We start from the raw sequence: 11,557 nt of genomic DNA on the forward strand, positions 1-11,557 counted from the left end.
TAATACATCAACAAACTTAGGCTTAAAAGGAAAACAAAAAATATTGGTACGTTTTGAAATAGATAAAGATGGCAAAACAAACCTTTTAAAGGTAAGAGCTCCTCACCTACTTTTAGAAAAAGAAACGAAAAGAGTGTTACAACAACTTCCTGTTTTTAAACCTGCAAGAAAAAAACAAAAGGTAGTTTCTGTGCTTTATAATTTACCTATTACTGTTAATTTCGATTAATAAAAAAGGCAACTAATATCTTAGTTGCCTTTTAAGTTATTTATAAAAACGCTATTTAGTTTTTAATAATCTTATTATTAACATTAATTGTTTCTCCTTTAATATTCAAGATATATAATCCAGATTGTAAAGCAGAAATGTCTAAATCTACTTGGTCTAATAAATTAGCAGTTGTAGATATTACTTGTCTTCCATTAACATCTGTTAATGTTAAGTTTACTTTTCCAAAGTTCTTTTTAACTTTTATAGACAATACGTTATTTGCTGGATTAGGGAATACAGAATACTGACTAGCTATAGCAAACTCATCTACACTTAATGATGTACAGTTAGCTAAAGTAGGATCTGTATCTGGTGGCGTAGTAAAATCTTCAACTTGGTCTGTTCTTGAATTTGCAGTACCTTCAGAGGCATTTAAGCCTACTCCTCTTGCTGCAAACACATCCCAAATTAAACATTGATCTTCTCCACCTGTTAATGCATTATCTGCTGCTAATAGTGAATCTCTTCCTCCAACAAAACCAGTGTTACATACTTGTAATTTTAAACCATCTAACACTAATTGCATTACCTTATTATTTCCACCAGTTCCATTGTAAATATCTGCATCGAATCCGTATTTCTCAACATACTTCCAAGTTAAATCCCATAATATAGCTGCCCATATAGATCCTATTCCATGAGGTTGAGAAAAACCTGCTTGATTATTAGTATCTCCATAGGTTACTGGGTTAATAGTTGTGTCTGTACTATAAGGGAATGGACGAATTCCTCCTCCATCTGTAGGTTGCCCTATTGCAAATGTTCCTATACCTCTTATATCTTCTGGTAAATCTGTAGCTTTTAATGTTACCATTAATCCAAACCAATCAGACCATCCTTCTCCCATTTGTTCAGCATTTCCTAAACAATTTGAAGTACTCGGCCCTCCTACTAATCTTGTTGAAATTCCATGACCATACTCGTGTGCGATAATACCATTATCTAAACTTCCATCTATTTGATATGGTCCAGTTTGCACAATAGTAGCATTAATAGTTTCATTATTTTGAAGCGCAGTTATTAATTGTTCCCCATCAGCGTTATTTATAAAAATTGATGGAATAGTAAACACAGGGTTAGTATTACCATACATATTAACATACTCTGTATAATTAGGATCATTTGTAGGATTATTATGGTTTACAACTATAACACCTACTGCCCCTGCATTTTGAGCGTTTTGAATTTTTTCTACAAATGTACAAGACCCTCTTTTTATTACAGCAATTTTTCCATTTACATCGGCTCCATTAGTTAACGCATTACAACCTTCTGTAGGTGTTGCCGAACTATCATCTACAAGTACTAAATCTGCTGTTACTGGTGTTGTAGATGGCCCTGTAATATTCCCTGGTCCATCTGCTCCATTACCTGTACTTGGGACTGCCGCAGTAATTGGGCCAACAATAGGACCTCCTGAGTTTACTGTTAATGGCTGACCTAAACCTCCTGGAGCTGACCATAAAAACATTGTCATACCTGGGTTATTTCCATCTGGTGGTGTTCCAAACGTTGCATTATTTATACCACTTCCATCTTGCGCATCTGCAAATACAAAATCTCCAGCTACACCTCCATTTCCATAGTTGTTTTCTTGAAAATTTCCACTCGCCTCATCAAAACCATATTGGTACCATACATCATGCATAATATTATTCATATAGAATAAATTAGTAATAGATGCGTCTCTGTAACCTAAAGGAGGTTGATTATCATCAAAAGGATAGTTAAACTCTAAAGTTGCTCCACCGTCTGGAGAATAACCAACACCGTCGTTACCATCTGCATCTTCTTGTGCCCAAACATTATTTCCTCTTGTAATAGTAAATTCTGCTCCAGCAACTCCGTTAGTATCATGCCATCCTTGTGGAGATGCTGTAGCGTTAGCTGGCTCAGATATTAACTCTATTGGTCCATGATTAGGGCTTTCTAATGGTATTGGAAACACATTATATTGAGACCCATCTACTAGCAATGAGTTGTTAGTTTTTAATAGACTAAAATCTTGTTGCTGTCTTACTGAGTGGTTTACATGATTATGACTTGTATGATCTCCTCCAAAATTACAAGATACAATCCAATCGTTTTTATCTAAAATAGTACCTGTAAGTGCATCTACTCTAACACTATGCCAATTAGCACCATCATTAGTATGTATACTTAAATCCCATGCTAATTTTAAACTCCCATCTAATGTTGGCTGATATACCAACTGTACAGGAATTTCTACTTTAGACACACCTCCACTAGTATATAAATATCTATTATTATCACTTGTGTTAATCAATTCTAAGCCAGCTGTATTCCCTAAATTAAATTGAGATACAACGCTATTAATAGCGCCTTCTGGAGTTATAACGGCTGTGGTTGTATTTACTTTAGAGGCGATATCTGAAATCAACGCATTTCCATAATGAAATACAGAATTTTGTTTTACAGCTACACTAGAAATAGCATTATGTATTTTTATTCCCTGATAAGCTTGATTAACGTATACATGGTTAATTTTACTTTTCTTAGAATAATAAGCATCACTTACCTGTAAATCTGAAATATCATTTGCAGTTAAGTTATAATCAGTTTTTTTAGCATCTAACCAATTCAGAATAAGAGTTCCAAATTCGTTATCAACTAAACGGTCTTGTGCTAATCCTGACTGGGTAGCAAATAGCAATACCAGCGCAAGAAAAGGTAATAAGTAATTTTTTTTCATCATTTTTAAAGGTTCTATTATATGTGAGGTTTTGGTAATGGTCTCAAATATAAGAAGCAACTTACAATTATTATAGCTTTTCTTTAACTTTATTGTCTAATTACGAACATTATACCTCTGATTTTAATAATTTTGCATTCTATTTAGCTACCTAATGACAAAATCCATATTAAACGTTTTAGAATCAATTGAATACCTTAAAACTATACCAAAAGATGATCTTCCTGAGTTAGCAAAAGAACTCCGTACATTTATTATTAATGCTGTGGCTGCAAAAGCAGGACATTTAGGGGCTAGTTTAGGTGTGGTTGAATTAACTATTGCTTTACATTATGTTTTTAACACACCGTACGATGAGCTTATATGGGATGTTGGACATCAAGCTTATGGACACAAAATTTTAACAGGAAGAAAAGACAATTTCGATACCAACAGGCAACTTCATGGCTTAAGTGGTTTTCCTAAACGTAGTGAAAGTAAATTTGATAGTTTTGGTGTAGGTCATTCTTCTACATCTATATCGGCAGCATTAGGTATGGCTATAGCATCTCAATTAAAGGGAGATGCTACAAAACAACATATTGCAGTTATAGGAGATGCTTCTATTGCCAGCGGAATGGCTTTTGAAGGGTTAAATCATGCTGGTGTTACCAATTGTAACTTACTAGTAATTTTAAATGATAACGCTATTGGTATAGATCCTAGTGTGGGAGCTTTAAAACAATATTTAACTAATGTAAAAAAGGGAACTCAAAAACAAGATAATATTTTCGAAGCGTTAAATTTTGATTATTCTGGTCCAATTGATGGTCATAATTTACCACAACTAATTACAGAGTTAGAGCGTTTAAAACATATTAAAGGGCCTAAATTTTTACATATTATTACTACCAAAGGTAAGGGCTTACGACAAGCGGAAGAAAATCAAGTTACTTATCATGCTCCAGGAAAATTTGATGCAAAAACTGGAGATTTGTACATAAAACCAGACACTATAACGCCTCCTAAATATCAAGATGTTTTTGGACATACTATTGTTGATTTAGCAAAACAAAATAAAAATATTGTAGGTATTACTCCAGCTATGCCTACAGGTAGTTCTTTAAAATACATGATGGAAACAATACCAGATCGTGCATTCGATGTAGGTATAGCAGAACAGCATGCTGTTACCTTAGCGGCAGGAATGGCTACACAAGGATTAATACCGTTTTGTAATATCTATTCCACATTTTTACAGCGTGCATACGACCAAGTAATACACGATGTCGCACTACAAAAACTCCCAGTTATTTTTTGTTTAGATCGTGCTGGATTGGTTGGTGAAGATGGTGCTACACATCATGGTGTTTTTGATATTAGTTATTTACGTTTAATACCTAACCTTATTATTTTTGCTCCAAGAAACGAAATAGAATTACGCAACATAATGTATACTGCACAACTTGGACTAGAGCTTCCTATTGCTATTCGTTATCCCCGTGGTAAAGGGGTAACCATAAATTGGGAACAACCTTTTTCTAAAATTGAAATTGGTAAAGGTGTTCAGCTTAAAAAAGGTAAAAATATAGCTGTTTTGTCTATTGGAACTATTTCAAAAAACATAACGGAAGCTATTAATAGTATTAAAAACAACGATACTATATCTCATTACGATATGAGATTTGTTAAGCCTATAGATGAGTCTTTACTACATTCTATATTTAAATCTTATCATACAATTATTACTATTGAAGACGGGTCTATTGCTGGCGGATTTGGAAGTTGTATTTTAGAATTTTCTGCAAGACATGATTATAAAAATGCCATTTATTTAAAAGGCATTCCTGACACTTTTATAGAACATGGTACTATAAACGAATTACAACAGTTTGTTGGTTTAGATCCTAAAAGCTTAGCACAGTTCATTTCTGAACTGATGCCTTAACATATTTTATATACTAAATCCCTTAATTTTCTTATAATTTAAAATAGCTTGACTGTCTGACAATAAGGATACGTAATGACATACATTTAATAAGCGTTCGTACAAATGTTCTTGTTGAATTTCTAATGTTTTTGGCAAGCCTTTTAAAATTAATTTATCGTAATTTGAGGCTGTGCCTTCATAACAGTTATTTACTGCCTTTGTATATACTTCTAACAACGTATTTATAACACCATATCCAGCTATTTCTTTATCTACAACTTCTATAGATTGGTATATTTTATCTATACTTAGCTTTATAATATCATTAATTTGCGCTTCGTACTTACTTTTATCCAACAGAGCTGTATCAAACGTCCCATTTAAAATAACATCTTCGTTAGCCATAAAAATATCCACAACTTCATTAATAAGTGTATTAATTGCTAATGCTCTTAAGTAACTTACTCGGTCTTGCGTATTGGTTAGCTGTCCATATTTTTTGGTGTTAATAGAGTCTCTAACTAAATTAATTAAATACTCTAAAGCAAACTCTTCTGGTATTAAACCTAGATTTATACCATCTTCAAAGTCTATAATAGTATAACAAATATCGTCTGCTGCTTCTACTAAAAATGCCAGTGGGTGACGTGAAAAACTTAAATGTTCTTTATTACGTTTAAGCATTCCTAACTCTTCGGCAACTGCAATAAAAGCCTCTTTATCGCTCTGAAAAAAACCATACTTTTTATCTGCTATATGCGTGGTTGGTTTTTTTGGCAATGACTCTTTAGGGTATTTAGTAAAAGCGCCTAATGTTGCATAGCTTAAACGGATACCTCCTTCTCGCCCTTCTCTACTTTGTGTTACAATTTTAAAACCATTCGCATTTCCTTCAAAATCGCATAAATCTTGATATTCTTTTGGTTTTAATTCGGTTTTGTAGTTTTTACCTTTTCCAGAAATAAAAAACTCGCCAATTGCTTTCTCTCCAGAATGACCAAAAGGCGGGTTTCCTATATCGTGAGCCAATGCCGCAGCCGCTACAATAGCTCCAAAGTCATTAGCTTGATAACCATGCACAGTTTGTAATTGTGGATGCTTTTCTAATATTCTTTTCCCTACGCGTCTACCTAAAGAACGCCCAACAACACTAACTTCTAAACTGTGTGTTAAACGTGTATGCACAAAATCTGTTTGCGACAATGGAATGACTTGTGTTTTATCTTGTAAGCTTCTAAATTCTGAAGAAAAAATAACACGGTCGTAATCGACCTCAAAACCTAATCGTGTTTCATCTTGTTCTTTTCTTAATCTTTTGTTAGTATCTCCAAAACGCTTTAATGAGAGTAATTGTTCCCAATTCATAGATATAATTTTACATGCGCAAGATACTTATTTTATAAAGTATTTCAATTAGAATCTATAGTTTCCTTATTTTCTTTAAACCAAGCCATACATGAATTAAAATTTTTAAAGATGTGTTCTTCTGAAATAAAATCTGGTATAATATCAATACGCTCCATCATGTAACGTGGTTGTTTTAATAGGTTTACAAAAACAACTTGAACATTTTTCTTTTTTAGGTCTTGCAGCATATCTTCCATAGCATACAACCCAGATTGATCCATATATTGCATACGTCCTAAACGCATAATTACCATTTTAGCTGTATCTGGTATTTGTGCCGCGAGTTGTTGGAAATCGCTAGTTGAACCAAAAAACAATGGCCCTTTTATATGTTTTATAAAAACTTCTTCTTTTAATTGTTCAGGAAAACCAATTTCATCTGGCCACGCTTCTTCTTTTAGTGGTTTAACATCGGAGCGCTCTGCAGAAATATCTCCGATTTTCTTCATAAACATCAGCGAAGCTATTACCAAACCAATTCCTACGGCATAAACTAGGTTCCAGAATGTTGATAATACTAACACTAGTAACATAATTAATACTTCTGAACTTAATTTAATAGGCCCAAAACTTATATCTTTTGGTAAACTTGGGATTGCTTTTAATCCTTTATAATCCATTACACCAATACCCACTGTTATTAAAATACCTGCTAAAACCGCAGCCGGAATTTTTGAAGCTACTGGTCCTAAAGCTAATAAAATAACTAACAACATAACTCCAGCAATCATACCAGAAAGCTTTGTTTTTCCTCCAGAATTTATATTAACTACCGTTCTAATAGTTGCTCCAGCACCAGGAATACCTCCAAATATTGCAGCGATAGAATTCCCTATTCCTTGCCCTACTAATTCTTTATTTGGCTTATGTTTAGTTTTAGTCATGTTATCTGCAACAACACTGGTTAATAAGGAATCTATGGCTCCTAATAATGCTAATGTTAAGGCTGTAAAAATATATGGCGTAATGTCATCTAATTTAAAGCTTGTAAACATTTCTAATTTTGGAATTGGGATGCCTCCAGGGATTTCTTGAATTGGCCTGTAATTTAGTTCAAACCCTACTGCTATTCCAGACATAACAACTAAAGCAACTAGAGTACTGGGTATTGCTTTTGTAATACGCTTGAAACCATATATAATTATTATGGTTCCTAATGCTAATAGTAATTCTAACCAATTAATATGCTGTAAAGCTCTTGGTAATATTTTTAAGGCTCCTAATGCTCCTGAAGCTTCTTTTGCTGCTAGAGTCTGAGATTCTTTATAAATACCCTCTTGCGTTATCTCGCCTGCTCTAGAAATAGTCTCTTTAAAATTTTCTAGTACTAATATACCTTCTCCTGCTTCTTCTTTTAAAATATTTTCTAGTATTACCTCTTCTGCTTGTGGTTTAAATTTAGAAACAAATTCTATATCTTCTTTAGGATAATACCCAATGGATGGTAAGATTTGTGTAAGTAATATAATAACCCCAATTGCTGTCATAAACCCAGACACAACTGGATATGGGATGTATCTAATGTATTTTCCTAATCCTATAAGCCCTAATCCTATTTGCATTAATCCTGCCAATAAAAAAACTAATAATATAGCTGGTAGCGCTTTATTTACATCTCCATCGTTAGCTGCTATAATTCCTGCAATAACAACCATACTAACGGCCGTCATTGGAGCTGTTGGACCAGAAATTTGTGTATCTGTACCACCAAATAGCGCAGCAAAAAAGCTAATAAAAATAGCTCCGTACAATCCTGCTTCAGGCCCTAAACCAGAGGACACCCCAAATGCTAAAGCTAGTGGTAAGGCTACTATTCCAGCAGTGATACCACCAAAAGCGTCTCCTTTAATGTTTGAAAATAATTTTTTCATGTGTAATATTATATTGATTAACCCCCTTAAAGTTTGCTTTAAAAAGTAAAAAATGTAATTATATTTAGTTGATCTCTTCCAGAATTTTCAAAAAATTGATTCATGTACCCCAACTCGAACCTAAGGCTTTTATTTAACTTATACCCTACGCCTCCGTATAGTCTATTTCTATCAAAAACCGAAGATTTTGTATTTAAAAAGATTTCGTTGTAAGCAGATAGGTACACTTTATAGTCTTGCTCTTCATTTAAGCCTAAAGGGTATTTTAGAGATAAAAAATAACGGAACCTCATTTTAAATTCTGACTCAACAAACCTTTGTTCAAATCGATAACGGTGTCCTAACTTTAATCGTCCTACAGACTGCTTAGTCGTAAATTGTTGAAAAATTCTATGCTCGTTTACAGAAACTTTATCATCCGTATCCCCAATGTAGTTTTCAGATAATATGTATCCATACCCAAGTAGAACATTGTTATTATTTTCAGATAAATTATAACCTACTCCTGTTCTTAAAAGTAATTGTTCTAAATCTCCTATGGCATCATAATTTCGGTACTGTACTTCATTATGTATATTCCATTTAGAGTTTAATTTTTTACTTCCTATATAAATAAGCCAATTACCAAAATCACTCTCTTGAGCGTTTGCTAATTTTGGTAACATAAATACTATTGATAATGCTAAAACACCGAATACTTTTCTCATTTTAATCTAATATTTTTATTCTTAATTATAAAATGAAACTGCGCCTGTTTTAATATCGTACATTCCGCCTACAATATCGATATCTTTATCTTTTTTCATTTGCGCTAAAACATCGCTCTCCTTTAAAATTCTATCTATTGTTAGCTCTACATTTTTCTTAGCAACATCATTTACGAACTCTATATTTTTTGAGTTTCTAAGGTTACTCTCTTCGGGTAAGCTTACAGCATTAACTGCTGGTTTTATTTTGTCTAACATTCCTGTTAAATTTCCTAGTTTAGCATCATCGCATGCTCCTTTTACAGCTCCACAACTTGTATGCCCTAAAACAACAATTAGTTTAGTTCCTGCTAATTTACAAGCAAATTCCATGCTTCCTAAAATATCTTCATTGACAAAATTACCAGCTATTCTTACACTAAAGATATCTCCAAAACCTTGGTCGAAAATCAGCTCAGAAGACACTCTAGAATCTATACAACTTAAAATAGTAGCAAATGGATATTGTCCTTTACTTGTATCTTCAACTTGTTCTAATAGATTTCTACTAGCTTTTAAGTTCTCTTGAAATCTTTTATTGCCTTCTTTTAAAACTTGTAATGATTTTTCTGGTGTCATTATCGCTTGCGACTCCTTTGTATGTGCTTTCATCTTTTTTATTATCGTTTTTTCAACTAAATCTATTAACTGATTATAGGGTTACATTTGTAATTAAAAAATATCTTGTATGACTTTATCTATAATTACCTTTCTATATTTTAAGCTAATTATAGGTAAAATGTTAAAAGTTAATTATAGTTCTGGAGGAGGAGATATTAAATTAAGGTAAGGTTTCGGGTAATTTCTAAAATCCAATCCTAAGTATTCTATTTCGGTAGTTTCTAAAAAACAAATAGGTTCGTTTTTTACTTCAGAAAAAAGCTCCAATGTTTTAACGTGCTCACTTTCTATTTCGTCCTCTTCTTCCGATAAATCATAAAAAACAGAAACGTCTATAGAGTCATCAATAACAGATATAATTGATGGTACAGTTATAATAACCATAAATAATATTGTAAAAAAAGTTGAAACTAGTTTTTTAATCATTTCTATTATTGGGTTCTACTACAAATATAACATTTAACATACGTGATACTGTTAAATATTTTTAAAAACCTTCTTTAATTCAATGTTAAGTTAAAACTTGTAAATGTACTAATTCATAACATTTAGATAACGTTTTAATCATCAACTTTTAACTAGTCGTTAACTTAAGCTTTACACTATCTCTGTTTCTTTGCAGCGAAATAAACAACTATTTAAAATATTCTTTTAATTGAATAAAAAAAACACAATGAAAAAAGTACTATTATCAGCAATAGCTGTCTCAACATTAATACTAACTGGGTGTATTCAAGATGATGACACACCAATTATAATCGAGGAAAACACTATTATCCAACAAGGAGGTAATGGAAACGGAGGTAATACTGATACAGTAGTTAATGTTACTGGAGTAATTTCTTCTAATACAACTTGGACAAACGATAAATGTTATGTATTAAATCAAAAAGTAGTTGTAGAATCTGGAGCGACTTTAACTATAGAAGCAGGTACAATTATTAAAGGAACTCCTGGAACAGGATCTTTAGCTTCTGCTTTAATTGTAGCTAGAGGTGGTAAAATAAATGCAGCTGGGACTGCATCTAACCCAATTATTTTTACTTCAACAAGTGATAACATTCAAATAGGGCAAACTGCTGGTACAAACCTTGATGTAAATAATAGAGGTTTATGGGGTGGTTTAATTATTTTAGGAAATGCTCCATGTTCTTTTTCTGGAGATGTTTCAGAGTTACAAATAGAAGGAATTCCTGCAGATGATACTTTTGGATTGTATGGAGGTTCTGCTCCAGATGATAATTCTGGCGTATTACAATATGTTTCTATCCGCCATGGTGGAGCTTTAATTGGAGAAGGAAATGAAATTAATGGATTAACTCTTGGCGGAGTTGGTACAGGTACTGTAATAAACAATATTGAAGTCGTTGCTAATGTAGATGATGGAGTAGAGTTTTTCGGGGGTACTGTTAATGCTTCTAACTTATTAGTATGGGGACAAGGAGATGATGGTCTAGATATTGACCAAGCTTATTCAGGAACAATTTCTAACTCGGTAGTAGTGTTAGGAGACGTATCTGACCATGCTTTAGAAATAGATGGCCCTGAAGGAACTGCAACTGGTTCTTTTACTTTAGAAAATATTACTTTAATAGGAAATACAACAACTTCTAACGGTGAGTATGCTGATTTTAGAAAAGGTGCAACAGGAGCAACTAACAATGTTTATGCTTATGGTTTTAAAGACACTTCTGATATTGAATTAGATGCTGATGCTGATGCAACTAACTATAATAATGGTACACTTACATTTAGTTCTTGGGAAGTTGTACTTCCAACTGCCGTTACTAATATTGAAGATATCTTTGTAAACAAAGCAACTACTGTAACTGTTACAGGTTTTGGTACTGAAGGTACAGCTGTAACCCAAGGATCTCAAACTGTTGGGGCTTCTACTTCTGGATTAAGCTGGACATACGCTAATACTGCAGGTAGTTTAGGATTCTAACATTCACATACAATTTATAAACTGCTCATTTCCTTAATTAAAAGAATGAGCAGTCTTTTTTTTTTACTATT

The 11,557-nt window shown here is 32.9% G+C and carries 9 protein-coding genes; 3 read left to right on the top strand and 6 right to left on the bottom strand.

Features of this window, described 5'->3' with window-relative positions; translation table 11 throughout:
* Positions 1-229 (top strand): energy transducer TonB (locus ACVC2P_RS15865; RefSeq protein ID WP_452599433.1); only part of this gene is annotated, 229 nt, incomplete at its 5' end.
* Between the two features lie 55 nt (positions 230-284).
* On the opposite strand, the gene ACVC2P_RS15870 is transcribed toward ACVC2P_RS15865, so the two are convergent.
* Positions 285-2,987, bottom strand: a complete 2,703-nt coding sequence (locus ACVC2P_RS15870; RefSeq protein WP_452599434.1) for a T9SS-dependent M36 family metallopeptidase — start codon at positions 2,985-2,987, stop codon at positions 285-287.
* Between the two features lie 151 nt (positions 2,988-3,138).
* Between ACVC2P_RS15870 and dxs the strand changes: the two genes are divergently transcribed.
* Positions 3,139-4,911 (top strand): 1-deoxy-D-xylulose-5-phosphate synthase, encoded by a 1,773-nt coding sequence (dxs, locus tag ACVC2P_RS15875; RefSeq protein ID WP_452599435.1) that lies wholly within the window; start codon positions 3,139-3,141, stop codon positions 4,909-4,911.
* Positions 4,912-4,917: 6 nt separating this feature from the next.
* Here the strand turns inward: dxs and dgt are convergent, their stop codons facing one another.
* The 5 genes from dgt to ACVC2P_RS15900 all read right to left on the bottom strand — a co-directional run bounded on the left by dgt (position 4,918) and on the right by ACVC2P_RS15900 (position 9,964).
* On the bottom strand, positions 4,918-6,258 hold the full coding sequence (gene dgt / locus ACVC2P_RS15880) for a dGTP triphosphohydrolase (RefSeq protein ID WP_452599436.1): 1,341 nt from the start codon (positions 6,256-6,258) through the stop codon (positions 4,918-4,920).
* Positions 6,259-6,302: 44 nt separating this feature from the next.
* Positions 6,303-8,171 carry a SulP family inorganic anion transporter gene (locus ACVC2P_RS15885; RefSeq protein WP_452599437.1) on the bottom strand — a complete coding sequence of 623 codons (1,869 nt, stop codon included), beginning with the start codon at positions 8,169-8,171 and terminating at the stop codon, positions 6,303-6,305.
* A 38-nt stretch (positions 8,172-8,209) separates the two neighbouring features.
* Entirely contained in the window at positions 8,210-8,878 is a 669-nt protein-coding gene (locus tag ACVC2P_RS15890; RefSeq protein WP_452599438.1) for a DUF2490 domain-containing protein, read from the bottom strand.
* A 21-nt stretch (positions 8,879-8,899) separates the two neighbouring features.
* Positions 8,900-9,529 (bottom strand): carbonic anhydrase family protein, encoded by a 630-nt coding sequence (locus ACVC2P_RS15895; RefSeq protein ID WP_452599439.1) that lies wholly within the window; start codon positions 9,527-9,529, stop codon positions 8,900-8,902.
* A gap of 141 nt (positions 9,530-9,670) precedes the next feature.
* Entirely contained in the window at positions 9,671-9,964 is a 294-nt protein-coding gene (locus tag ACVC2P_RS15900) for a hypothetical protein (protein ID WP_452599440.1), read from the bottom strand.
* A 247-nt stretch (positions 9,965-10,211) separates the two neighbouring features.
* On the opposite strand from ACVC2P_RS15900, the gene ACVC2P_RS15905 reads away from it, so the two are divergent.
* Positions 10,212-11,486 carry a hypothetical protein gene (locus tag ACVC2P_RS15905; protein ID WP_452599441.1) on the top strand — a complete coding sequence of 425 codons (1,275 nt, stop codon included), beginning with the start codon at positions 10,212-10,214 and terminating at the stop codon, positions 11,484-11,486.
* Positions 11,487-11,557 lie beyond the last annotated feature (71 nt).

It is taken from the genome of Pontimicrobium sp. MEBiC01747, assembly GCF_053601635.1.

What these genes read in the sequence shown, in the direction of transcription:
- ACVC2P_RS15885 (WP_452599437.1), bottom strand. Translation starts at nt 8,171, where the DNA reads ATGAAAAAATTATTTTCAAACATTAAAGGAGACGCTTTTGGTGGTATC.
- ACVC2P_RS15895 (WP_452599439.1), bottom strand. Translation starts at nt 9,529, where the DNA reads ATGAAAGCACATACAAAGGAGTCGCAAGCGATAATGACACCAGAAAAA.
- ACVC2P_RS15900 (WP_452599440.1), bottom strand. Translation starts at nt 9,964, where the DNA reads ATGATTAAAAAACTAGTTTCAACTTTTTTTACAATATTATTTATGGTT.
- ACVC2P_RS15890 (WP_452599438.1), bottom strand. Translation starts at nt 8,878, where the DNA reads ATGAGAAAAGTATTCGGTGTTTTAGCATTATCAATAGTATTTATGTTA.
- dxs (WP_452599435.1), top strand. Translation starts at nt 3,139, where the DNA reads ATGACAAAATCCATATTAAACGTTTTAGAATCAATTGAATACCTTAAA.
- dgt (WP_452599436.1), bottom strand. Translation starts at nt 6,258, where the DNA reads ATGAATTGGGAACAATTACTCTCATTAAAGCGTTTTGGAGATACTAAC.
- ACVC2P_RS15905 (WP_452599441.1), top strand. Translation starts at nt 10,212, where the DNA reads ATGAAAAAAGTACTATTATCAGCAATAGCTGTCTCAACATTAATACTA.
- ACVC2P_RS15870 (WP_452599434.1), bottom strand. Translation starts at nt 2,987, where the DNA reads ATGATGAAAAAAAATTACTTATTACCTTTTCTTGCGCTGGTATTGCTA.